Below are 23,347 nucleotides of genomic sequence, written 5' to 3'. Positions count from 1 at the left end.
AGCTTGCTCGCGAAAAACCGGAGAACGCCGCGGGGTGTCAGGTGCCCATCGTCATTGTTAACGACCTTCGCGAGCGAGCTCGCTCCTACAGGGTTATGAGGATTGCGCTGTGCTATTCACCAATGAGAACGGATGACATCTGCAAATAATTAGTCGACAGGCCGAATAGCCAGACCCGCTGCTGTGTCGCAAGCGAGCGCGTCAGCGTGTCGCAGTTCTCACTTTGCACCTTTGGAGAGCATTAGTTCTCTTTCTCAATTGACAATCATTATCATTCAGCATAATTTGTCGCTCGATGTGTAGGACGGCCCCGGTCTTCCAGGCGTCCCACTAACCTATTTGCAGCAGGGTGATTTCCATGACGGAACAAGTGTCCACAAGCAGGTGCGATTCACCGCTACTTCAGGCATTCGTCGACAATCGATTGATTCTGGTCAAGATTGCAGCCCGTATCACCGGCTGCCGCTCGCGTGCTGAAGACGTAGTCCAGGATGCGTTCTTCCGCCTGCAATCGGCGCCGCAGATCACGTCCTCGTTCAAGGCTCAACTCAGCTACCTGTTCCAGATCGTGCGTAACCTGGCGATCGATCACTACCGTAAGCAGGCACTGGAACAAAAGTATTCGGGGCCTGAGGAAGAAGGCCTGAACGTGGTGATTCAAGGCGCTTCGCCGGAAACCTCGCACATCAATTTCTCGACCCTGGAAAACATTGCCGATGCGTTGACGGAGCTGCCCAGCCGCACCCGTTACGCTTTCGAGATGTACCGCCTGCATGGCGTGCCGCAGAAGGACATCGCCAAGGAACTGGGGGTCTCGCCGACCCTGGTGAACTTCATGATCCGCGATGCTTTGGTGCACTGCCGCAAGGTGTCGGGGAGTCGGGTGGATACCTTTGCCCGGCGTTGAGATCCGAAATTTGTGTCGCCCCATTCGCGAGCAAGCCCGCTCCCACAATTGGATCACCTGTGTTCACAAATTCTGTGTTCAATGGAGATCAAATTGTGGGAGCGGGCTTGCTCGCGAAGGCGGACTCAAGATCACAACGAATCTTGAGCCCTACACTTCAAACCAACTCACACCGATCAAAAAACCGCTCCCGCCCCAGCACCATCAACGCCGCGCGCTTATGCGGAAAATCAAACTCTTTCTCGCAATGGAAACGCTGACCCTGCATATACCCGATCATCTTGCCGTTGTCGGCCCGAGGCTCGGCCACCACCCGCCGGGTACGCGGGTCATCGAGAAACAGGTAATGCACCAGCGCCGATAACCAGCTCGCCACCTTGTGCGGGCCGCGGTGATGCTCTTCACCGACCAGCATGTGAATGCCCCGGTCGTAATCGTGCGCGTCATAGAAGGGCGCGATGCGATCTTCCTTGGCCCAATAGGCCTCGAAATAGGCAAACGGCTGATCATCGAAACAGCCGATCAGGGTCAGGGTGTGGGGGTCGGCCTCGAGCTTGCCCAGGTATTCGCGATGCTGTTCGAGACTGCCCTGCTCCTGCCAGAAACTCGCGACCCGCGCACTGTTCTGCCAACGATGGAACCGTTCAAGGTCATGGTCGATGTCCACCGTGCGCAGGGAAATCCACGCGCCCAGCCGTGCATCGAAACGTCGATAGACCTCACCTTGTGGTTTCAGCGGTCGCAACGGATGACGCTTGCCACCACTGATGACCATTTGTTGCGGATAGCTGCTGGCCAGGGACTGACCGAGCCAGGGCTGCGGCAACTGCCAGAACAGGGTGCGCTCGCAGCGATACTGGCCCGAGGTTTCAGTGGCGACCAGCAAGCCGTTGCGCAAGGCTTCGGCGGGAACGTCTTCCAGCTGCCAGGTCAGGCGATGACAGGCCGGATCGCGGGCAAACAGCCAATAACAGGCGGTGCGCAGTGCATCGCCATCGGGGCGGTCGAAGCCTTGCTCCAGCTGCACCAGCAGTTCGGGTTCGCGGGTCAGACGCAACCTGATCAGCGGCTGCCCATCCAGGCCGAGGCTCAGCCGGTTTTCGGTTTCATCAGCTACAAGACGGCTTCCCGTGGGCAACGCCAGGGCAGTCAGGTCATTCGGATCGGGCATGGGTCGGGCTCACGTTAATCGTCGACAGTTCAACGAGGTGACGTGAGCCAAGGCAGGAAATTTAAGAGAAGTCGGTCAATACGCGATCTGTGGCGCGATATCAGTTATCGAGCACCGGCACCACGGCAATCCTGTACGGATCGAAAATCTTCAGCATCTGGCCGTTTTCGCGCAAGTCTTGCAGCAACTTGCCAAATGCAGCACCGCTGATGGGCGCCGTCGGGCGGAGGATGGCGTAGTGGTGATAGATCTGATCGACCCGCTCGGACACCAGCAACTGATCGGCGACCTTTTCGTTGCGCAGCAGGTAATCGCTCAGGTACGAGCGCGTCACCAGGGCAATGTCCGCTCGCCCGCGCAGCACCATCAGCAGGTTGCTGTCATGGGAATAGGTCAGCGTGGCGTTGTAGTTCTGCGCGAGAAATTTCGGGTCGGCATTGAAATTGGAAAATTCGTAGTGATAGCCGCTGAACAGCGCCAGGCGTTTGCCGGTGAGGCTGGCAAAATAGCTTTGCTGACGATCGGGCTCGCGTTGCGCGACAAAAATCTCGGCGTCTTCCAGCCCCATGTCGACGGTGGTGTGGGGGATGCCCCTCCAGCCCCAGTCCGGGTTCTCGAAGATCGCCATGTCCACCCGGCCTTGCTTGAAGTCGCCGAAGCGCCGGGGAATGGAAGTCGGCACCAGGACAAATTGATAGTCGCTCTGCAAGGCATTGAGCGCCTCGACCAATTGCGGCAACAGGCCGGTGTCGACACCGGTTTCCGGGCGAACCGTGTAAGGCGGGAAATGCGCGGCGCCGATCCGCACCAGCTGTGCAGCCTGGGACGGTACTGTCCCTATCGACGAAAGCGCCGCCAGCAAAAGCACCGAGGCCGTCCGAATTGGCGAAGACATCAAACAACCCACTCCCCGGAAAATACGCTTCAATGCATTCAAGGCAGGCGTTTCAGCCACTTCACCAGTGTAGTTGTGTTTCGGACAACACTAGTGTTTCTCTGCCAGCACCAGAATCAACGCTTCATCGGCCAATTGATCGAGGCTCAGGCTGCCGCCGGCGCGAAACCAGGTAGTGGTCCAGGACAGTGCACCGGTCAGGAACCGCCGGGTAATGGACACATCGCCGCGGATAAACCCGGCGTCCTTGGCCTCGCCCAGCACCTGCAGCCAGAGGTCTTCATAGATGTCACGCAGGGCCAATACCCGCGCCTGCCCTTCTTCGGAGAGCGAACGCCATTCGTACACCAGCACCGCCATGGCCTCGCCGCTGCCGCCCATGATCGACTGCAATTCGCAACGAATCAGCGCCAGCACCCGCTCGCGCACGCTGCCGGCCTCGGCCAGTTCCGCACGCATCAACGCCGTGTTATAGCGAATGGTCTCCTCCATCACCGCTCGCAGGATCTCGTCCTTGCTTTTGAAGTGATGAAAAATACTGCCGGACTGAATGCCGACGGCACTGGCCAGATCCCGCACGGTGGTGCGCTCGTAGCCTTTGTTGCGAAACAGGTGAGCCGCCACTTGCAACAGTTTGCCGCGGGCGCTGTCCGGGTCGGTCAATTGGCCGTTATCGACCAATTCGCGCATGACCCTCAGGGCTTTTTGCTCGTCCACCCGTTCTCTCCTACAGTCGATCAATCCAATTTGCCGCTTTACCGCCAGAACAGCGGGGTTGCGCGGGCAATTTAAGCTGGCGGGAACGACCAAGCAAGCGCTCGGGCAGAAGATAGTTTAGTCGTTTACAAACCAAGCGCTTGCTTGGTAGTCTCGATCTACTGCTGTCGGAGGTGGCTATGGCGTTGACGGGGTCCAAAACAATTCGCATCGGTTGTGCCAGCGCCTTCTGGGGCGACACCTCGACCGCCGCCGCCCAACTGGTGGCAGGCGGGCGCCTGGACTATCTGGTGTTCGACTACCTGGCCGAGATCACGATGTCGATCATGGCCGGCGCGCGAATGAAAGACCCCCGGGCCGGCTACGCCAGCGACTTCATCGAAGTCCTCAGCCCCCTGCTCACTCAGCTCGCCGACCAGAACATTCGCGTCATCAGCAATGCCGGCGGGGTCAACCCACACGCGTGCGCCACGGCCCTGCAGGCAGCCTGCGACCAGGCCGGGGTGGCGCTGAAAATCGCCGTGCTGCTGGGTGACGACCTGCAACCGCAGTTCAAACAGCTGAGTGGCCTTGGCCTGCAGGAAATGTTCAGCGGCGCGCCACTGCCGCCGATGTGCGTCTCGACCAACGCCTACCTCGGCGCGCCGGGCATAGTCGAGGCCCTGCGCCTGGGCGCGGACATCGTGATTACCGGGCGCGTGGTCGATAGCGCCGTGGTCAGTGCCGCGCTGGTGCACGAATTCGGCTGGTCCTGGCACGACTACGACAAACTCGCCCAGGCCGCGTTGGCTGGCCACATCATCGAATGCGGCGCCCAGTGCACCGGCGGCAACTTTACTGATTGGCGCGACGTTCCCGACTACGAACACATTGGCTTTCCCATCGTTGAAGTCAGCGCCGACAGTCGGTTCATCGTCAGCAAACCCGAAGGTTCCGGCGGCCTGGTCACACCCCTGACCGTCGGTGAGCAACTGCTGTATGAAATCGGCGACCCGCAGGCTTATCTGCTGCCAGACGTGATCTGTGATTTCACTCAGGTAAAACTGGTGCAACAAGGCAAGAACGCAGTTCAAGTGCACGGCGCCAAGGGCTTTCCGCCGACCGGTCAATACAAGGTCAGTGCCACGTTCCCGGACGGCTTTCGTTGCACCGCCAGTTGCCTGATCGCCGGGATCGATGCGGTCGACAAGGCGCGCCGGGTCAGCGCAGCGATCATTGACAAGACCTCGGAAATCTTCAGGCAGCACGGCTGGGCGCCTTACAGTGAAGTGAACATCGAGCTGCTGGGCAGCGAGGCCACCTATGGCCCCCATGGCCAGCGCCAGGACAGCCGCGAAGTGGTGATCAAGCTCGCCGTGCGCCATCCGGACAAACAGGCACTGATCCTGTTCTCCAGGGAAATCGCCCAGGCCGCTACCGGCATGGCCCCCGGGCTGACCGGGATCGTCGGCGGGCGGCCGACGGTGTATCCGCTGATCCGGCTGTTCTCGTTCCTCATCGACAAAAGCGCTTGCACACTGGAGATCGACCTCGCCGGCCAGCGCCATCCGTGTGCCCTGCCCGCCGTCGATAGACTCGACACCGCGGATTTGCCCATCCCCCTGGCCCCACCCAAACCCACGGGCCCGGCCGATGCCAGCGTCGCCCTGATCAAACTCGCGGTGGCGCGCTCCGGCGACAAGGGCAATCACAGCAATATCGGGGTCATGGCACGCGAAGCCGACTACCTGCCGTGGATCGCCGAAGCCTTGACCCCGGAAGTGATCGTCGACTGGATGAGCCATGTCCTCGACCCGGTCCACGGACGTGTCGAGCGTTGGTACCTGCCCGCCACCCACAGCCTTAACTTTCTGCTGGAAAATGCCCTGGGTGGTGGCGGTGTGGCCAGTCTGCGCATCGATCCGCAAGGCAAGGCTTTTGCCCAACAACTGCTGGAAATCCAGATTCCGGTGCCTCAGCGCATCGCCGACCAGGTCAACTAGCCATGCCCGTGATCAAGTCGCAAGTGGACCCGTTCAGCGCACAGTTCGCCCGTCATCGTGCGGCGATGCTGGCGGGCATCGAGCACGTCCGCCAACTCGAACAAAACCTGCTGGACAAGGCTGAAGAAGCCAGGCCCAGGTTCGACAAGCGCGGACAACTGCTGCCCCGCGAACGCCTCAACCTGCTGCTGGACCCCGGCGCCCCCTTCCTCGAACTGGCGAGCCTGGCCGGCTATAAGTTGCACGACGACAAGGACGGCAGCTCGGCCGGTGGCGGCCTGATCGCCGGGATCGGTTACGTGTCCGGTGTCCGGGTACTGGTCGTGGCGAACAACAGTGCAATCAAGGGCGGGACCATTTCCCCCAGCGGTTTGAAAAAATCCCTGCGCCTGCAACAGATCGCCATGGAAAACAAACTGCCGGTGATCACGCTCGCCGAAAGCGGCGGCGCCAATCTCAATTACGCGGCGGACATTTTCGTCGAAGGCGCGCGCAGCTTTGCCAATCAGGCGCGGATGTCGGCCATGGGCCTGCCGCAGATCACCGTAGTTCACGGTTCGGCCACCGCTGGCGGGGCTTATCAACCGGGGTTGTCGGACTACGTGGTGGTGGTGCGCGGTAAAGCCAAGCTGTTTCTGGCCGGCCCGCCGCTGCTCAAGGCGGCCACTGGCGAAGTCGCCACCGATGAAGAATTGGGTGGCGCCCGGATGCACGCGCAAATCGCCGGCACCGCTGAATACCTGGCCGAGAATGATGCCGACGGCGTGCGCCAGGTCCGCGAGATTGTCAGCCTGTTGCCGTGGAATGCGCGGCTGCCTGCAATCCCTGCGCGACAGTGGGAAGAACCGCTTTACCCCATTGATGAGTTGCTCGGGTTGATTCCCGATGATCCGAAAAAACCTTACGACGTGCGCGAAATCATCGCGCGGATGGCCGACGGTTCGAACTTCCTCGAATTCAAGGGCGAGTTCGATCAGCACACCGTCTGCGGTCATCTGCAGATTCAGGGCCACGCCTGCGGCTTCATCGGCAACAACGGCCCGATCACCCCCAAGGGTGCGAGCAAGGCGGCGCAGTTCATTCAGCTCTGCGACCAGAGCCAGACGCCGCTGCTGTTTTTCCACAACACCACCGGGTTCATGGTCGGCACCGAAGCGGAACAGCAAGGCGTGATCAAGCACGGGGCCAAAATGATCCAGGCGGTGGCCAATGCCCGGGTACCGAAACTGACCATCGTTGTCGGCGGCTCCTATGGCGCCGGCAACTACGCGATGTGCGGCCGTGGCCTCGACCCGCGCTTCATCTTCGCCTGGCCCAACAGCCGCACGGCGGTCATGGGTGGCGCCCAGGCCGGCAAAGTGCTGCGCATCGTCACCGAGGCCAAACAGCTCAAGGACGGCCTGGTACCCGATCCGAACATGCTCGACAGGCTCGAACAGGTCACCGCGCAGAAACTCGATAGCCAGGCCACCGCGCTGTATGGCAGTGCCAGTCTGTGGGACGACGGGCTGATTGATCCGCGGGATACCCGGACCTTGCTCGGGTATTTGCTGGACATCTGTCACGAGGCCGAAGTGCGGCCGTTGCAGGCCAACAGTTTTGGCGTAGCCCGCTTCTAAGGGCGATCACAGGAGAACAATAAAAATGATCTTCACCCAGGAACACGAAGCACTGCGCCGCACCGTCCGCCAATTCGTCGACCACGAGATCAACCCTCACGTCGAAGAATGGGAAAAGGCCGGGGTTTCCCCATCCACGAGATTTTCCGCAAGGCTGGCGAGATCGGCCTGCTGGGGATTTCCAAGCCGGAAAAATTCGGCGGCATGGGGCTCGACTACAGCTATTCGATCGTCGCCGCCGAAGAGTTCGGCACCATTCATTGTGGCGGGATTCCGATGTCCATCGGTGTGCAGACCGACATGTGCACCCCTGCCCTCGCCCGTTTCGGCTCCGATGAACTACGCGAAGAATTCCTCCGCCCGGCGATCACCGGCGAACAGGTCGGCTGCATCGGCGTCTCCGAAGTGGGCGCCGGTTCCGATGTGGCGGGATTGAACACCAGCGCCCGCAAGGACGGCGATGACTACGTGATCAACGGCAGCAAGATGTGGATCACCAATTCGCCGAGTGCTGACTTCATGTGCCTGCTGGCCAACACCTCGGACGACAAACCGCACCTCAACAAGTCGCTGATCATGGTGCCGATGAACAGCCCCGGGATCAGCCTCGGCTCGCCCCTGGACAAGCTCGGCATGCGCAGTTCGCAAACCGCCCAGGTATTTTTCGACAACGTGCGCGTGCCGCAACGCAACCGCATCGGCCACGAAGGCGCGGGCTTCATGATGCAGATGCTGCAGTTCCAGGAGGAACGCCTGTTCGGCGCGGCCAACATGATCAAGGGCCTGGAATACTGCATCGACAGCACCATTGACTACTGCAAGGACCGCCAGACTTTCGGCAATGCGCTGATCGACAACCAGGTGATTCACTTCCGCCTGGCCGAACTGCAAACTGAAATCGAATGCCTGCGAGCCTTGGTCTATCAGGCCACCGAGCACTACATCAAAGGCCAGGACGTCACCCGCCTGGCGTCGATGGCCAAACTCAAGGCCGGTCGCCTGGGCCGGGAAGTCAGCGACAGTTGCCTGCAATACTGGGGCGGCATGGGCTTCATGTGGGCCAACCCGGTGGCCCGGGCTTACCGCGATGTGCGGCTGGTGTCGATCGGCGGCGGGGCCGACGAGATCATGCTGGGGATCATCTGCAAACTCATGGGCATCCTGCCGGGGAGAAAGCCATGAGCACCTTGCCGGTTTGCCAGACCCTGCTGCTGGAACTGCACAACGGCGTCCTGCACATCACCCTCAACCGCCCCGACAGCCGTAACGCCATGAGCCTGCAGATGGTCGCCGAACTGCGCGCGGTGCTGGCGGCTGTACAGGATGATCGCGCAGTTCGTGCCCTGGTCGTCGGCGGTGCCGGCGGACATTTCTGTGCCGGAGGCGACATCAAGGACATGGCCAACGCCCGCGCTCAAGGCCCGACTGCCTGCCGCGAGTTGAACCGTGCGTTCGGCACGCTACTGCAAGCAGTGCAACACGCGCCACAGGTGGTCATCACCGTACTGCAAGGCGCCGTCCTCGGCGGTGGTTTGGGCCTGGCCTGCGTCAGCGATGTCGCCCTGGCCGATCATCAAGCGCAATTCGGCCTGCCGGAAACCAGTCTCGGTGTGCTGCCCGCGCAGATCGCGCCGTTCGTGGTCCAGCGGATCGGGCTGACCCAGGCTCGTCGACTCGCCCTGACCGCGGCGCGCTTCGATGGCACCCAGGCCAAGCGGATCGGCCTGGTGCATTTTGTCGAACATGACGCGCAAGCCCTGGCCGAACGGCTCGATGAGGTGCTGGCCCATGTGTTGTGCTGCGCGCCGGAGGCCAATGCGCGGACTAAACAGCTGTTGCTGGCGAGTGCGGGGCAGCCGGCGGATGCATTGCTCGATGAAGCGGCCGAGTGGTTCAGCGAAGCGGTGACCGGGGCTGAAGGGGTCGAGGGGACCCAGGCCTTCGTGCAAAAGCGTAAGCCGGGGTGGGCCGTTTAAAAGCTTCGCGGGCAAGCCTCGCGCCTACAGGTCTTGTGTTGTTCACACATCCTGTAGGAGCGAGGCTTGCCCGCGAAGAGGCCCTCAAAATCACCGCAAGACGAAGGGAACAAACCATGCCCGCCCTCAAAAAAATCCTCATCGCCAACCGCGGTGAAATCGCCTGCCGCATCCAGCGCACCGCCCAGGCCCTGGGCTATCGCACCGTCGCGGTATTCAGCGATGCCGACGCCGATGCCCTGCATGTGCAGATGGCTGACGAAGCGGTGAACATCGGCCCGGCCCCGGTGCAGCAGTCTTACCTGAACATCCCGGCAATCATCGACGCCGCCCTGCGCACCGGGGCCGACGCGATCCACCCCGGCTACGGATTCCTCTCGGAAAACGCCGGCTTCGCCCTCGCCTGCCAACACGCCGGCATCACCTTCATCGGCCCCAGCCCCGACGCCATAGCGTTGATGGGCAGCAAACGCCTGTCGAAACTCGCCATGATCTATGCCGGTGTGCCCTGCATCAACGGCTATCAGGGTGCCGAACAGGACGACGCGACCCTGAGTCGCGAAGCCGCGCGCATCGGCTACCCGCTGATGATCAAGGCCAGTGCCGGCGGTGGTGGGCGCGGCATGCGCCTGGTCCAGGATGCCGGTCAATTGCTGGAGCAGATCCGCAGCGCGCGCTCCGAAGCGCAGCACGGGTTTGGCAGTGACGAGCTGATCCTCGAACACGCGTTGATGGATCCCCGGCACGTCGAGGTTCAGCTATTCGGCGACCGGCACGGCAACCTGATCCACCTCGGCGAGCGCGACTGTTCGATCCAGCGTCGCCATCAGAAAGTCATCGAGGAAGCGCCCTGCCCGGTGATGACCACCGAACTGCGCCAGGCCATGGGTGAAGCGGCGCTCAAGGCGGGGCGCGCGGTGAGTTACGTCGGCGCTGGCACCGTGGAATTCCTGCTGGATGCCAGCGGACAGTTTTACTTTCTGGAGATGAACACCCGGTTGCAAGTGGAGCACCCGGTGACCGAATTGATCACCGGCCTCGACCTGGTGGCCTGGCAGCTACAGGTCGCCGCAGGGCTGCCACTGCCGCTGCGTCAGGAGCAGCTGCAACTCAATGGCCATGCCATGGAAGTGCGCTTTTATGCTGAAGACCCGGCCCAGGGTTTTCTGCCACAGACCGGGCGCATCGCAACCTGGGAGCCCGCCTTGCAGGACGGCGTGCGGATCGACCATGGTCTGATCGAAGGCCAGAACATCAGCCCCTTCTACGACCCCCTGCTGGGCAAGCTCATTGCCCACGGCGCCACCCGCGAAGAAGCCCGGCGCAAGGTGTTGCGCGCCGTTCAGGACAGCGTGCTGCTGGGCGTACAGAGCAATCAGCGCCTGCTCGCCAGCTTGCTGCAACACCCGCAGTTCGTCAGCGGCGAGTTCAATACCGGCTTCATCCCCAGGTATTTTTCCGACCATGACTGCCTGCGTCCCCCGGTACCCGCAGCCGAAGAACTGGCGATCGCCGCGGCCCTGTTTTATCAGGCGTCGGCGCGGCACCACCGTGCACCCCTGGCCGGTTGGCGCAACAACGCCAGCGTGCCGTTGCACTATCGCATCGGCCTGGAAGATCAGGATTGCCCGGTGCAATTGCACGCAGTGCCTGGCAAACCCTACCGGATTCAAGTCGCCACCCGCACCCTCGAATTGAAGGTCGTTCAGTGCGACGGACGCTGGGCCACCCTGGAAATCGATGGCATCCGCCAACGTTATGCCTATCGTCTCGAATCCGCGCAGCTCTGGCTGTTCACCCGGCCCGGCAGCCTGCAGCTGGTGGATCGGACTCAAGCCCTGGTCAGCGCTCAGGCCAGCGTCAGTTCCGGCACGCTCAAGGCTCCGATGGCCGGTGCGATCGTCGACGTGCTGGTCACCGAAGGCAGCCCGGTCAGTAAAGGCCAGTTGTTGGTGGTGCTGGAGGCCATGAAAATGGAGCATCCCCTCAAGTCAGGCATCGACGGCGTGCTCAAACGCCTGCAGGTCAGGGTCGGCGACCAGGTGAAAAATCGTCAGATATTGTTGGAGGTCGAATAAGCCGCTAGGCGGATCCGCCGGGTTTGGCTACGCTCAAGCGCTATCAGGACGCGGATACCAGGAACCCTGCGATGCCTCACTGGCTGGTGATTGATCTGGAGGCCACCACCGATGAGGGGGGATGGCCAGTTACGGAAATGGAAATTATCGAAATCGGCGCCACGCTGGTGGATCGCAAGGGGCGAGAACTGGATGCATTCCAGCGCTTCGTGCGGCCACTGCGTCGGCCCTTGCTGACACCGTTTTGCCGGGAACTGACGCACATCACCCAGGCCAACGTCGACGGCGCCGAGTCGTTGAGCGAAGTCTGGGCGTCGTTCGAACGCTGGCTCGACCAGCATCACGCGCGGCTGGAAGGCTGGGTCAGTTGGGGCGACTACGACCGCAAGCAACTGCTTCAGGAATGGCAGCGCTTGCAGCTCGATAGCGCCCTGAGTCGAGTGCCGCACATGAACCTCAAGCAGCGCTTTGCCAAGGCCCGTCGGCTGGAACGCCCGCTGGGGCTCAACGGCGCCCTGCAACTGGCGGGCATGCAATTCACCGGGCAACAGCACCGGGCGCTGGAAGACGCGCGCAATACGGCACGCCTGTTACCCCTGGTGCTCCCCTCTAGCACGTGACGGCGCCAAGGGCCTTGTGCATACTGGCCAGCCCTTTTCAGCCCTTTTCGAGGAATCGCCCATGTTTAAAGTCAACGAGTACTTCGACGGCACCGTCAAGTCGATCGCCTTTGGCACTGTAGAAGGTCCGGCGACCATCGGCGTCATGGCTCCGGGCGAGTACGAATTCGGCACCAGCCAGCGTGAAATCATGCATGTGGTGACCGGTGCCCTGACCGTCAAACTGCCCGACAGCAGCGACTGGGAAACCTTCGCCGCCGGCAGCCAGTTCAACGTGCCCGCCAACAGCAAGTTCCAGCTGAAAGTGGCGGTCGACACCGCTTACCTGTGCGAATACCGCGGCTAAACCCCAGGGTTCACCGCGCAAAAAAATGCCCGTGTTCCAGGACACGGGCATTTTTTATGGTCGCGTTTAATCCAGGATCGTCACCGGCATGCCGATTTCGAGCTGACCATTGCCATCATTGACCAGATTCTGGCCGAACATCGCCCCCTCTTCCTGGGCACGGTATTTCTGCAAGGTCGCCAGAGGCTCGCGATCGTCGCTGCGTAACCCGGTTTGCGGGTCGACGGTGGTCAGAATGCAGCGCGAACAGGGCTTGACCACACGAAACTCGAGATCGCCGATACGGATACGCTTCCAGCCATCTTCAGCAAACGCTTCGCTGCCTTCGATCACCAGATTCGGTCGAAAGCGCAGCATCTGCAGCGGGCGCCCGACTTTTTGCGAAAGATCTTCAAGAGAGGCCTGCCCGATCAGCAACAGCGGGAAGCCATCGGCGAAGGCTACCTGATCGTCATCCTTGCCGTAGCCCGCCTGAGTGGTGCGCGCGCGATCAAGCGGGATTTGCACCAGGCGAGTCGGCTTGCCAATGAATTCACTGACCCAGGCACCCGCCTCATCACCGGCATCCGGGACCCGCAAACTCTCTCGGAAGATGGTCACGCCCCGCAGCTCGGCGTCACTGCCGGGCAAGGCGATATCAATCGCTTCGCGGCCCGGCGCACTCAGGGTCAAGCCGCCTTCGGCATTCCACAACGCCGCCAGCTGACTCATCTGCCCCACTACGCGCTGGCTCAGGAAACGCCCGCTGGCTTCGTCCACCAGCATCCAGCGTCGATCGCCTTCCAGCCCAAGCTTGTCGAGACCCACCTGTTGCAGGATCTCGCCCTTGCCGGATTTCAACGGATAACGATAAAGCGCGCTCAGACGCAGCATGGCCAGCTCCCTGGAGGGTAAAAACGCCACCCTATACGACCTCCAGCGCCGAATCAAAGGCTGAGAACGGACACGGTCTACGTTCGAGTACCGCCGAGCAGCGGCGAGTTTTCCGGCAGATGCACGCGCAGTGCCGCCGCCCGTGCAGAGAACCGCAGACTGTCGCCTTCCAGAGGTTCGCCATCAAGGTTGATGTACAGACCTTCCGCGACCTTGATCTCGACCCATGGCAAACGGGCGCGCACAAACATGTTGTCGATACCGAAACCGTCAGCCAACAGTGTTTTCAAGGTGCCGACCAGTTCCTGCGGCGCAGGCAAGATGCTGATATCCAACAGGCCATCGTCTGCCAGTGCGTCCGGGCACAACACATGCCCGCCGCCAGCCTGCCGGCCATTGCCGATACCCAATGCCAGCAGCTCGCCACTCCATTGGAAATCAGGGCCCTGCAACTCGCCGTAGGCCGCATGCAACTCACTGAAGCGAGATAAACCGGTGAATAGATAAGCCGCGCCGCCAAGGATTTTTTTCAGATCCTCGGAGGTATTGGCCGTCACCTGGCTGCCAAAGCCGCCCGTGGCCATGTTCAGGAACACCTGTCCGCCCACTTCGCCCAGATCGATGGCGCTCGGCGCGGTGTCCAAAAGATCCAGGGCCTGATCCGGTTCCAGAGGTACACCAGCGGCGCGGGCAAAATCATTGGCCGTCCCCAGAGGCATCAATACCAGGCTGGCCTGCGTCGGATGTGCGGCCATGGCCTCGGCAATATCACGCAAGGTGCCGTCACCGCCGCCGGCGATGATTTGCCTGTAGCCTGCCGTCAATGCCTCCTCTACCAGCCGTTGTGCGTCTCCGGCTTCCCAGGTCAGTCGAACGGCCAGTTCCCAACCCTGTTGGCGCTTGCCCTCGACGGCGGCGCGAACCGACTCGTTGAGCGCCTGCTTGCCATGCAGAATCAATAGCGCCCTGCGTTCGCTCATTGTGCTCACTCCCATGAATTGAATTCCGTACGGGAGATATGACCTCATCACCCTTCAGAAAAGTCGATGGAAGTTGAATTAATTCAAATCGAGCAGTGTTGCGCCTTGCAATAAGGAATTTTCTTACAAAACGTTAGGAATCGGCTCAATTGACCAGCCTGCCGTGATTGGTACAACGTGGCGACTGCAATTATCAGTCATCAGCAGAAACAAACAGGGACGTGCCATGCAAAACCATGACATCAGGCCACCGCTCAATACGGTCACACCACTCGCAGAAAAACGTTCCAGTCATCAGGCTGAATTAAAGAACAGCGCAGCACCCACCGGCGGGGTTGCCATGGACCCTCGCGTCACTGAAATGGAGACTCACCTCAACTACATTCGAAGAGACATGGATGAAATGCGTGACAACGTCAAATCAATCAAGCACCGGCTCGTTTATTCAGCTGGCGGAACAGCCGTGGTCCTCGGGCTTCTGGTGTGGATCGGCAATAGCCGTTTCGACCAGCTCGTGACGCTTCTTCTAGGTCGATAAGGATTCGCCATGAACGCACAATCCGCCGCCCCCGACCATGGATGGCCGATGGCGGCGGGCCCACGGAGCAGGACCGGAGCGGATCTCAGCCCAGGACTTCACTCAATGGGATGAAGCTGACCCAGTCCCCCTCGACCAGCGTGCGATCTTCCAGCACTTCAACCAGACCATCCGCCCACGCGGCGCTACGCAGCACCCCCGAACTCTGGTTCCTGTAAATGATGGCCCGGCCGTTCTCCAGCCGTCCGCGCAAATACTCGCGCCGATTCCCGGCTTTGGACCAGACAAATCCTGCCGGAACCTGAAACTTCAAGGGCTCGACTTCCTTCACCCCCAGACGGCGCATCAGATAGGGCCTTGCCAACAAGGCAAAGGTCACCAGGGTCGATGCCGGGTTGCCGGGCAAGCCGATCACCGGGACGCCGCGAAAATGCCCGACGGTCAACGGTTTTCCTGGCTTGATGGCAAGCTTCCACAAGGTCAACTCGCCCTCTTCCCGCAAGGCGATCCCGAGAAAATCGGCTTCACCTACCGAGACACCGCCCGTCGAGAGGATCAGGTCGACATCCTTCAACTCACCCAGACGGGTGCGAGTAGTCGCCAGGTCGTCCGCAAGAATACCGGCGTCTATCACCTCACAGCCCAGGCGCTGCAACCAACTGCAGAGCAACACTCGATTACTGTTGTAAATCTGCCCCGGCCCCAGCGCCTGACCCGGTTCAAGCAACTCATCCCCGGTAGACAAGACCGCAACGCGAACCTTGCGAATCACCTCCAGCTCTGCGCAACCCAGCGATGCCGCCAACCCCTGCTCGATCGGCCCCAGGCGCGTGCCGGCAGGCAGAATCAGTTCACCGACGGTGGTTTCCTGGCCTTGCGGACGGATGTTTTGTCCCGGGGTCATGGGTTCGATGAAACACACTCGCTCATCCGCCTGGACCTCGGCGTTCTCCTGCATCTCGACGCAATCGGCACCGGCGGGAACCGGCGCACCGGTGAAGATTCGTGCACAAGTGCCTGGTTTCAAAGGGCCCGGAGCCTGGCCTGCAAAAATCTTCTGACTGACCACCAACGGCTCTCCCGTCCAGTCAGCCACACGCAAGGCATAACCGTCCATGGCACTGTTGGGCCACGGCGGCAGGTCAAGCGTCGACACCAGGTCAGCGGCCAGTACGCGGCCCTCTACCTGCGCCAACGGCAAGCATTCACGCTCGCGAATCGGTGAGGCCTCGGCCATTTCGAGCAAGCGGGCCAGGGCCACCTCGACCGCCATCAGGCTGCCGGTCTTGCCTGGCTTACCCACGGGATTCACAGGGTGCCGCCTGTTTCAAATGAGGCACGAAATTGCACGGACGGTGCCGCGAATCCAGCTGCTCGGCGAGAATGCCGTCCCAACCGGTGCGTACGGCATTGGTCGAACCGGGCAAGCAGCAGACCAGCGTGCCATTGGCCAGACCGGCCAGGGCCCGGGACTGCACGGTCGAGGTGCCGATATCGGCCACCGATATCTGCCGGAACAGCTCACCAAAGCCGTCGACCTGCTTGTCCAGCAGGCAACCCACGGCTTCAGGGGTGCTGTCGCGTCCGGTAAAACCGGTGCCACCGGTGATCAGCACGACCTGCACGACATCGTCGGCAATCCACTGGGCGACTTGCGCCCGAATTTTGTAGAGGTCATCTTTGAGCAATACCCGGGCCGCCAGGTGATGGCCGGCGGCAGCCAGGCGGTCGACGAAGAGCTGGCCTGACGTATCGGTTTCCAGGTTACGGGTATCGCTGACAGTCAGCACCGCGATGTTGAGCGGCGCAAAGGGTACTTCAGCCTTGGCTTTCATAGGCTCGTCCAGTTGTAGGAGAAACAGCCCGGTGTTATATCACAGCACCTTATTTTTTTGCCGCCCCCAGGGAGACCTGCCATGACTTCGACTATGGATTTGCCGCCCTGCTCCATTCTGCTCCTGGCAGGTGGGCGCGGCCAACGCATGGGCGGTCAGGACAAAGGCTTGCTGGAGTGGCACGGTGAACCACTGATTGCTCATCTGCACCGCAAGACCCGCGCATTGAGCGATGACCTGATCATCTCCTGCAACAGGAACCCGGAACAGTACGCACCCTACGCCGACCGGCTGGTCCATGACGACGAAGGGGACTTTCCGGGGCCTTTGGCCGGTATCCGGGCAGGCCTGAAGGCCGCCAGGCATGCGCAGCTGATGATATTGCCGTGTGACGTCCCCCGCATCGATACCGCGTTGCTCCAGAGCATGCGCGAAACCGCCAGCCAGCATCCGGACAAACCGTTGATGCTGCGCCAGGGCGAACATTGGGAGCCCTTGCTGTGCATCATTCCCGTGGCACTTTCCAACGCGTTTGAACGTGCCTGGCACGACGGTGAACGCAGCCCGGGTCGTCTCATGCGCAAGCTGGGGGCCACTGCCCTGCAATGCCCCGACCATGACCCTCGCCTGGCCAACCTCAATACCCCGCAACTGTTAAGTAGCCACAACACTGTGTCAGACTGACATTAGCCATGGAACTTGCACTCGCTGTATACGTCTCAAGCACCGTAACCAAAAGAATTCAAATTCGGAGACACACTCATGACTCAACGGACCCTTGCCACTTTCATGCTCGCACTGGGCCTCGCCACCCTCGCCGGTTGCGCCTCGCCTACAGTGATCACCTTGAATGACGGTCGCGAAATCCAGGCCGTCGACGCACCAACATACGATGACGAATCAGGTTTCTACGAATTCGAACAACTGGATGGCAAGCATAACCGCGTCAACAAGGATCAGGTTCGTACCGTCAAGGAGTTGTAATTGTTGCGGTGACGACCGGAGACACAAAGCCCGCTCCAAGCGGGCTTTTTCGTGACCGAAGAACAGTGCTCACCACTGCAACGTGATCGCGCTTTCGAAGTTTCTTTCCTGCCCGCTCACCGGATCGACAAACTTCAGCCCCTGGGCGAGCAGCTTCAAGGGATTGGCATAGTCATCCACGACGTCCTTGAGCACCTGAGGATAGAAGGGGTCGTTGCAGATGCTCGCGCCCAGGGCGGTCATGTGCACGCGCAACTGATGTTTCTTGCCCGTCACCGGGTACAGCGCATACCGCCACAGATCACCGTTCATCTCCCGGACCTCGACCGCCGTCTCGGTGTTGCTGGCTCCAGGACCTTCCTGCATGCGGAAAAAAGGCTCGCCATCGATGAGCCGGCTCTTGTGCACCAGTGGAAAGGAGAGATCAGGCAATGCCCTGGCAATCGCCTCGTAGCGCTTTTCGATCTGCCGCGCGGGAAACAACGACTGATACGCCGACCGGCTCCGAGGGTTGGCTGAAAACAGCACCAGCCCCGCCGTATGCCGGTCAATGCGGTGCAATGGCACCAGATGCGGGTTATCCAGGCGGCGAATCAACCGTCGCAGCAGGGTCTGCTCCACGTATTCGCCGGCCGGCGTCACTGGCAGGAAATGCGGTTTGTCCGCCACCACCAGATGGTCGTCCGCGTACAGGATCGACTCGACCACCGGGATCGGCTTTTCGTCCGGCACCTCTCGAAAATAGTGAATCCGCAGGCCTTCCTTGTAAGGCAGATCGAGGGTGATCGGTGCGCCATGCCCGTCGAGGACGCGCCCACGGGCGATTCTGTCCAGCCATTGTTCACGGCCAATGGCGCTGAAGTGTTCACACAGGCAATCGAACACGGTCTGCCACGGACCCGGCGGCAAGTAGAGCGTGCTGGCCTGATTGTGTGCGGCAGAAAAAGTTGAAGTGGACATACGAACGTTCTGACCCTCGATACAGGGCGGCATTATCCGACAGCAGCCGGATCGAACCTAGAAGAGAATTCTCAAGCCGTTGAAACGAGAACGGCGACGGGTGGGCCGTCGCCGATAGCGTCCGGTCAACGCAGGAGTGCTACCACCTGTTCGGAACTGAATGGCCAGGCCAACTCGGCGCCGGTATCGACCCGCCGTAACACCGGGATTCGCAAACTGTAGGCTTCGAACCATGTTTCGTCTTCAGCGATATCCACCAGCTCCACCAGCAGACCGCGCTCGACGAATTCCATCAGCATGGCTTCGGCCACTTCACAAAGATGGCACCCCAAGGTGCCGAACAGCTGACATTCAGGAAGCATGAGCGCTCAACCGAAAAATTAAGTGACTATTCTAGGCCTGCCCTGAAAAGTCGTCGAGCCATTGAATTGGCTGCCCTGGAGAATGCTCGGCTACGACTGCGGCAAAACCCTGACGCACATCAGTCGCACCGAATGCCTTTTACGCGATGCTCAGGTTTTTTTGCCTCTACGCTTGAATAGCCGGCGCCCATACCTGGAGTTTCCTGTGTTCGCCAACCTGTTGATCATCTTCGCCGCCTCCCTGGTGGTGATTGCCCTGTTCCAGCGCCTGCGCTTGCCGCCGGTGCTCGGCTACCTGTGCGTGGGGCTGATGATCGGGCCGTCCGCATTCAATTGGGTCAATGAAAACGAAGACTTGCCGGACCTCGCCGAACTGGGGGTGGTTTTCCTGCTGTTCTCCCTCGGGCTGGAGTTTTCCCTGACGAAAATGCTCGCGTTGCGCCAAGTGGTGTTTGGCCTCGGCAGCCTGCAGGTGCTCGGCACCGCAATGTTGCTGGGTGGTTTTCTGATGTTGCTCGGCATCTCGACCACGCCTGCGTTGTTACTCGGCGCCGGCTTGTCCTTGTCCTCCACCGCCATCGTCAGCAAGGAGCTGGGCAGTCTCGGCGAGATTTTCAGCAGCCACGGCCAGAATGCCATCGCCGTTCTGCTGTTCCAGGATGTGGTGGCGGTGTTGCTGCTGACGATGGTGCCCGTGTTCGCCGGCAGCAGCGACCAGGCCTGGTACTGGGCGCTGCCACTGACGCTGGGCAAGACCGTGGTGCTGTTCGTCGGTCTGCTGCTGGCCAGTCGCTGGATACTGCCGCGGCTGTTCCATGAAGTAGCGGCGGCCCGCTCCGCCGAGCTATTCGTGCTGCTGGCGCTGGTCATCGTGCTGCTGACGGCCTGGTTGACTCACCTGCTCGGCCTCTCCCCTGCCCTGGGTGCATTTCTGGCCGGCATGTTGTTGGGGGAAAGCCACTACCGGCATCAGATCGAGGCCGACATCCGCCCCTTCCGCGACATCCTGCTCGGCGTGTTCTTTGTCAGTATCGGCATGCTGATCGACTTGCAGTTGTTCGCCAGCCACGGCCTGCTGATTCTCGGCCTGACCCTGGGGTTGTTGCTGCTCAAGGGCAGCGTCGTTGCGCTACTGGTCAAATGGCGTGGCAGCGATGGCGAAACCGCCTGGCGCAGCGGACTGGCATTGGCCCAGGGTGGCGAGTTCTGCTTTGCGCTGATGGCACAGATGCAGCAGGACAAACTGCTGCCCGCCGATTTTGGCGGCCTGCTGCTGGCGGCAACCTTCTGTTCGATGCTCGTCACGCCGTTGTTATTGCGCGCCGCGCCTCACCTTGCGACACGCCTGCACCGCAAGCCCAATGAAGAAGCGAAACTCGAGGAAATCAGCGCACTCAACGCCGACTTGCATAACCATGTAGTGATCTGTGGCTATGGTCGTGTAGGCCAGTCAATCGGACGCGCACTGCGCAATGCGCAGCAACCCTATATCGCACTGGATGCTGATCCGATGCGTGTCCAGGAAGCCGCCGTGGGTGAAACCTGTGTGCATTATGGCGACTCACGCCGCGGTGAACTGCTGGTCGCCATAGGGCTGGAGCGCGCCAGGCTGCTGGTGATCGCGGTGGATCAGACCGACATCGCTTTACTGATCCTCAAGCAAGCGCGGCGACTCAACGCGACCGTGCCGATACTGGTGCGCACGCGCGACGACAGCCAACTGGCCGAGTTGAAAGCATCCGGAGCCAGCGAAGTCGTGCCCGAACTGCTGGAGTCGAGCCTGATGCTCGCCTCCCACGCGCTGATCATGCTGGGATTACCCGCGCATCAGGTACAGGAGCAGGCCGACCGGATTCGGCAAGACCGCTATCGCCTGCTGCACGGGTTTTATCCCGGTGCAGACGATGACGCGCAGTGACTCAGTCCTGGCTGACAGCGCCGATCTTGTGCACCGACAAGTCCGCGCCGTAATACTCTTCTTCCTGACTCAGGCGCAAACCATGGAACGCCTTGATCACGCCATACACGACAAAGCCACCGACCAGCGCCACCACCACGCCCAGCGCGGTGCCGATCAATTGGCTGACCAGGCTTACCCCGCCCAGACCACCCAACGCGCCCTGGCCGAAAATGCCGCAGGCGATTCCGCCCCAGACGCCGCACAGGCCATGCAAGGGCCACACACCCAGGACATCGTCGATGTGCCATTTGCCCTGGGCCGCGGTAAAGCACCAGACAAACAGCGCACCGGCGACGGCACCGGTCACCAGCGCACCCACCGGGTGCATCAGGTCGGAGCCGGCGCAGATCGCCACCAACCCGGCCAGCGGGCCGTTATGCAGAAAGCCGGGGTCATTGCGCCCGACGATCAGCGCGGCCACGGTGCCACCGACCATGGCCATCAGCGAATTCACCGCCACCAGCCCGCTGATACCTTGCAGGGTTTGCGCACTCATCACGTTGAAACCGAACCAGCCGACGATCAGGATCCACGACCCCAATGCCAGGAAAGGAATGCTCGAGGGGGCGAACGCGACCAGTTTTCCGTCGCGATAACGACCATTGCGTGGCCCGAGCAACACCACCGCCGCCAGTGCCAGCCAGCCCCCCATGGCGTGGACCACCACCGAGCCTGCGAAATCATGGAAGCTGGCGCCAAAGCGTTCCAGCAACCAGGCTTGCAAGCCAAAGTTGCCGTTCCAGATCATGCCTTCGAAAAACGGATAAATGAACGCTACGATCAAGGCCGTCGCGCACAACTGCGGGACGAACCGGGCTCGCTCGGCGATCCCGCCGGAAATGATCGCCGGAATCGCCGCGGCAAACGTCAGCAGAAAGAAAAACTTCACCAATCCGTAGCCATGATCGGCATTGATCACCGCCGCCGGTTGCATGAAGCTGACCCCATAGGAAATCCAATAGCCTATAAAGAAGTAGGCCAAGGTCGAAATCGCGAAGTCGCTGAGGATCTTCGACAGGGCGTTGACCTGATTCTTTTGTCGGACCGTGCCGACTTCCAGAAAGGCAAAACCGGCGTGCATGGCCAGCACCATGATCGCGCCGCCGAGAATGAACAATGTGTTGGAGCTATGGATCAGACTGTCCACAGCGCTTTGCAGATTTTCCATGGATTGGCAGACCTGAAGGCTAAAAAAGCACCAAAGCAGTTCGCACAGACAATTCATGCACCAAGTTGCAACCTTCCTGGGTCGGCACAGGGATCCGATGAGCCACTTTGGCGCACAAGGTTGGAGCCTTTGCGCGAGTTTTCTTTATTTGAGATAAGGTTTTGCTCGAATCATGCCCGGCAACAGCGCAACGGTGCTGGCGGGACGCACCACGACGTAGCAAAAGTTGTACCAGTCATTTGTACTGAACCTTCACGCAAGGCTCATACTCGAACGCAACAGACGCCACTTACGGAGATCCACCCATGGCCAGCATCAAGGCAAAGACTGCTCAAGAAATTCTGATGAATGACTTTCAAACACTGGTCAGCGACACCGAGCGGTTGCTGGAACACACGGCGACGCTGGCAGGGGATCAGGCCGATGAATTGCGCTCGCAAATCCACGACAGCCTGCTGCGTGCCCGGGAAACCTTGAAACTGACTGAAGACTCCCTGCGCGAACGCGGCAAGGCCGCCGTAACCGCGACCGAAGACTATGTTCAGGCCAACCCATGGCAGTCAGTGGGAATAGCGGCTGGCGTGGGCTTCCTGATTGGCCTGCTGGCCACTCGGCGCTGATTATGGCGATCGGCGAATCCGGCTCGTCCGCGACGGGCCCAAGCTCCTCACCGCGGCGCCTGGGTGCCGCTTTTCTTGGATTGCTGCACAGCCATGTCGAACTGTTCGGCATCGAATTGCAGGAACAAAAGGCCCGCACCGTCAGCCTGTTGCTGTTCGCCGGCCTGGCGCTGGTGTTTGCCTTGCTGTTGCTGGTGGGCTTGTCGACGCTGGTGTTGATCCTGTTTTGGGACACCTATCGCCTGCCGGCCATCAGCGGGCTCTGCGTGTTCTATTCCCTCGCGTGCGTTTTCTGTGGCATGCGGTTGAGAGCGGCGATTTTCGATGAGTCCTCGCCTTTTCACGGCACGCTGGAAGAATTGGCCAATGATCGGGAGCGCCTGCTGCCATGAGCCTGCCTGCATTGCCTCAAAACAACTCGCGCACGGAAATGCGCAAGGCCTTGATCCGCCTGCGCATGGAAATGCATCGCCAGGAAATCCGCCACGAATCCGCGCAACTGCTGCAACCCTTGCAGCGTGTGCGCGGGATGACGCAAAACCTGCATGACGGCTTCGGCATTAAACACGCCCCGCTCTGGGGCGTGGCGGCCGTGACCTTGCTGGGTTTTCTGACCGGCAAGGGCGCCAGGAGTGGCGGCGCCAGCAGCCTGACCCGACTGGTTCGGCTGGGGACCACGCTGGGCCCGCTGATCAAGCTGGTCATGCAAGGCTCCTCGCGCAACCACTAGGCCACCCTCTGGCTGCATGCTTGCAA

24 protein-coding genes and 1 pseudogene are annotated in these 23,347 nt (G+C 60.9%); 15 read left to right on the top strand and 10 right to left on the bottom strand.

Going from position 1 to position 23,347, the window contains the following annotated elements:
- The first annotated feature begins 358 nt into the window (after nucleotides 1-358).
- Nucleotides 359-907, top strand: a complete 549-nt coding sequence (locus F8N80_RS11160; protein ID WP_033059180.1) for an RNA polymerase factor sigma-70 — start codon at nucleotides 359-361, stop codon at nucleotides 905-907.
- Between the two features lie 157 nt (nucleotides 908-1,064).
- On the opposite strand, the gene F8N80_RS11155 is transcribed toward F8N80_RS11160, so the two are convergent.
- From F8N80_RS11155 to F8N80_RS11145, 3 genes are all read right to left on the bottom strand, one after another.
- Nucleotides 1,065-2,078 carry a GNAT family N-acetyltransferase gene (locus tag F8N80_RS11155; protein ID WP_150783860.1) on the bottom strand — a complete coding sequence of 338 codons (1,014 nt, stop codon included), beginning with the start codon at nucleotides 2,076-2,078 and terminating at the stop codon, nucleotides 1,065-1,067.
- Nucleotides 2,079-2,178: 100 nt separating this feature from the next.
- Nucleotides 2,179-2,973: a substrate-binding periplasmic protein gene (locus F8N80_RS11150; RefSeq protein ID WP_191632900.1), complete on the bottom strand. Its 795-nt coding sequence runs from the start codon at nucleotides 2,971-2,973 to the stop codon at nucleotides 2,179-2,181.
- A gap of 90 nt (nucleotides 2,974-3,063) precedes the next feature.
- Nucleotides 3,064-3,690: a TetR/AcrR family transcriptional regulator gene (locus tag F8N80_RS11145; RefSeq protein WP_150744513.1), complete on the bottom strand. Its 627-nt coding sequence runs from the start codon at nucleotides 3,688-3,690 to the stop codon at nucleotides 3,064-3,066.
- A gap of 179 nt (nucleotides 3,691-3,869) precedes the next feature.
- Here F8N80_RS11145 and F8N80_RS11140 point away from each other — a divergent pair, with 179 nt between their 5' ends.
- The 7 genes and pseudogenes from F8N80_RS11140 (at nucleotide 3,870) to F8N80_RS11110 (ending at nucleotide 12,311) form a co-directional block, all read left to right on the top strand.
- Entirely contained in the window at nucleotides 3,870-5,672 is a 1,803-nt protein-coding gene (locus F8N80_RS11140) for an acyclic terpene utilization AtuA family protein (RefSeq protein WP_150744512.1), read from the top strand.
- A gap of 2 nt (nucleotides 5,673-5,674) precedes the next feature.
- Nucleotides 5,675-7,291 carry a geranyl-CoA carboxylase subunit beta gene (atuC, locus tag F8N80_RS11135; RefSeq protein ID WP_150783859.1) on the top strand — a complete coding sequence of 539 codons (1,617 nt, stop codon included), beginning with the start codon at nucleotides 5,675-5,677 and terminating at the stop codon, nucleotides 7,289-7,291.
- A 25-nt stretch (nucleotides 7,292-7,316) separates the two neighbouring features.
- Nucleotides 7,317-8,473 (top strand): annotated as a pseudogene (gene atuD / locus F8N80_RS11130) (citronellyl-CoA dehydrogenase).
- The gene (locus F8N80_RS11125; protein WP_150744509.1) at nucleotides 8,470-9,267 is read left to right on the top strand and encodes an enoyl-CoA hydratase/isomerase family protein; all 798 of its coding nucleotides are present in this window, start codon (nucleotides 8,470-8,472) and stop codon (nucleotides 9,265-9,267) included. The pseudogene atuD and the gene F8N80_RS11125 overlap by 4 nt, the downstream one beginning before the upstream one ends.
- A 116-nt stretch (nucleotides 9,268-9,383) precedes the next feature.
- The gene (locus tag F8N80_RS11120) at nucleotides 9,384-11,345 is read left to right on the top strand and encodes an acetyl-CoA carboxylase biotin carboxylase subunit (RefSeq protein ID WP_150783858.1); all 1,962 of its coding nucleotides are present in this window, start codon (nucleotides 9,384-9,386) and stop codon (nucleotides 11,343-11,345) included.
- A gap of 71 nt (nucleotides 11,346-11,416) precedes the next feature.
- Nucleotides 11,417-11,965, top strand: coding sequence for an exonuclease domain-containing protein (locus F8N80_RS11115; RefSeq protein WP_150783857.1), 549 nt, complete (start codon nucleotides 11,417-11,419; stop codon nucleotides 11,963-11,965).
- A gap of 61 nt (nucleotides 11,966-12,026) precedes the next feature.
- Nucleotides 12,027-12,311 (top strand): pyrimidine/purine nucleoside phosphorylase, encoded by a 285-nt coding sequence (locus F8N80_RS11110; protein ID WP_054052109.1) that lies wholly within the window; start codon nucleotides 12,027-12,029, stop codon nucleotides 12,309-12,311.
- Between the two features lie 66 nt (nucleotides 12,312-12,377).
- On the opposite strand, the gene F8N80_RS11105 is transcribed toward F8N80_RS11110, so the two are convergent.
- Both F8N80_RS11105 and yegS read right to left on the bottom strand, forming a co-directional pair.
- Nucleotides 12,378-13,184 (bottom strand): MOSC domain-containing protein, encoded by an 807-nt coding sequence (locus tag F8N80_RS11105; protein WP_150783856.1) that lies wholly within the window; start codon nucleotides 13,182-13,184, stop codon nucleotides 12,378-12,380.
- A 77-nt stretch (nucleotides 13,185-13,261) separates the two neighbouring features.
- On the bottom strand, nucleotides 13,262-14,164 hold the full coding sequence (yegS, locus tag F8N80_RS11100; protein WP_150783855.1) for a lipid kinase YegS: 903 nt from the start codon (nucleotides 14,162-14,164) through the stop codon (nucleotides 13,262-13,264).
- Nucleotides 14,165-14,390: 226 nt separating this feature from the next.
- Between yegS and F8N80_RS11095 the strand changes: the two genes are divergently transcribed.
- Nucleotides 14,391-14,702, top strand: coding sequence for a hypothetical protein (locus F8N80_RS11095; RefSeq protein WP_150744504.1), 312 nt, complete (start codon nucleotides 14,391-14,393; stop codon nucleotides 14,700-14,702).
- Nucleotides 14,703-14,787: 85 nt separating this feature from the next.
- On the opposite strand, the gene F8N80_RS11090 is transcribed toward F8N80_RS11095, so the two are convergent.
- Nucleotides 14,788-15,975: a molybdopterin molybdotransferase MoeA gene (locus F8N80_RS11090; protein ID WP_191632904.1), complete on the bottom strand. Its 1,188-nt coding sequence runs from the start codon at nucleotides 15,973-15,975 to the stop codon at nucleotides 14,788-14,790.
- Between the two features lie 22 nt (nucleotides 15,976-15,997).
- Nucleotides 15,998-16,537, bottom strand: coding sequence for a molybdenum cofactor biosynthesis protein B (gene moaB, locus F8N80_RS11085; RefSeq protein ID WP_150744502.1), 540 nt, complete (start codon nucleotides 16,535-16,537; stop codon nucleotides 15,998-16,000).
- An 81-nt stretch (nucleotides 16,538-16,618) separates the two neighbouring features.
- On the opposite strand from moaB, the gene mobA reads away from it, so the two are divergent.
- The gene (mobA, locus tag F8N80_RS11080) at nucleotides 16,619-17,221 is read left to right on the top strand and encodes a molybdenum cofactor guanylyltransferase MobA (RefSeq protein ID WP_150744501.1); all 603 of its coding nucleotides are present in this window, start codon (nucleotides 16,619-16,621) and stop codon (nucleotides 17,219-17,221) included.
- A gap of 78 nt (nucleotides 17,222-17,299) precedes the next feature.
- The gene (locus F8N80_RS11075) at nucleotides 17,300-17,521 is read left to right on the top strand and encodes a YgdI/YgdR family lipoprotein (RefSeq protein ID WP_138964868.1); all 222 of its coding nucleotides are present in this window, start codon (nucleotides 17,300-17,302) and stop codon (nucleotides 17,519-17,521) included.
- A 69-nt stretch (nucleotides 17,522-17,590) separates the two neighbouring features.
- On the opposite strand, the gene F8N80_RS11070 is transcribed toward F8N80_RS11075, so the two are convergent.
- Entirely contained in the window at nucleotides 17,591-18,481 is an 891-nt protein-coding gene (locus F8N80_RS11070; RefSeq protein ID WP_150783853.1) for a pseudouridine synthase, read from the bottom strand.
- A gap of 125 nt (nucleotides 18,482-18,606) precedes the next feature.
- On the bottom strand, nucleotides 18,607-18,843 hold the full coding sequence (locus F8N80_RS11065) for a glutaredoxin family protein (RefSeq protein WP_150744499.1): 237 nt from the start codon (nucleotides 18,841-18,843) through the stop codon (nucleotides 18,607-18,609).
- Nucleotides 18,844-19,048: 205 nt separating this feature from the next.
- On the opposite strand from F8N80_RS11065, the gene F8N80_RS11060 reads away from it, so the two are divergent.
- Nucleotides 19,049-20,761: a cation:proton antiporter gene (locus tag F8N80_RS11060; RefSeq protein ID WP_150744498.1), complete on the top strand. Its 1,713-nt coding sequence runs from the start codon at nucleotides 19,049-19,051 to the stop codon at nucleotides 20,759-20,761.
- A gap of 1 nt (nucleotide 20,762) precedes the next feature.
- On the opposite strand, the gene F8N80_RS11055 is transcribed toward F8N80_RS11060, so the two are convergent.
- The gene (locus tag F8N80_RS11055; protein ID WP_150744497.1) at nucleotides 20,763-21,971 is read right to left on the bottom strand and encodes an ammonium transporter; all 1,209 of its coding nucleotides are present in this window, start codon (nucleotides 21,969-21,971) and stop codon (nucleotides 20,763-20,765) included.
- Nucleotides 21,972-22,276: 305 nt separating this feature from the next.
- On the opposite strand from F8N80_RS11055, the gene F8N80_RS11050 reads away from it, so the two are divergent.
- From F8N80_RS11050 to F8N80_RS11040, 3 genes are read left to right on the top strand one after another with little or no spacing between them, the layout of a single operon-like run.
- On the top strand, nucleotides 22,277-22,591 hold the full coding sequence (locus F8N80_RS11050; protein WP_128871571.1) for a DUF883 family protein: 315 nt from the start codon (nucleotides 22,277-22,279) through the stop codon (nucleotides 22,589-22,591).
- 2 nt (nucleotides 22,592-22,593) lie between these two features.
- Nucleotides 22,594-22,983, top strand: coding sequence for a phage holin family protein (locus F8N80_RS11045; RefSeq protein ID WP_150744496.1), 390 nt, complete (start codon nucleotides 22,594-22,596; stop codon nucleotides 22,981-22,983).
- Nucleotides 22,980-23,321 carry a hypothetical protein gene (locus F8N80_RS11040; RefSeq protein ID WP_150744495.1) on the top strand — a complete coding sequence of 114 codons (342 nt, stop codon included), beginning with the start codon at nucleotides 22,980-22,982 and terminating at the stop codon, nucleotides 23,319-23,321. Before F8N80_RS11045 ends, F8N80_RS11040 begins: the two co-directional genes overlap by 4 nt.
- Nucleotides 23,322-23,347 lie beyond the last annotated feature (26 nt).

Source organism: Pseudomonas fluorescens, from assembly GCF_902497995.1.
Classification (GTDB): domain Bacteria; phylum Pseudomonadota; class Gammaproteobacteria; order Pseudomonadales; family Pseudomonadaceae; genus Aquipseudomonas; species Aquipseudomonas fluorescens_BK.
The sequence above is the reverse complement of the archived record's forward strand: the minus strand, read 5'-3'. Positions and strand labels throughout refer to the sequence as shown.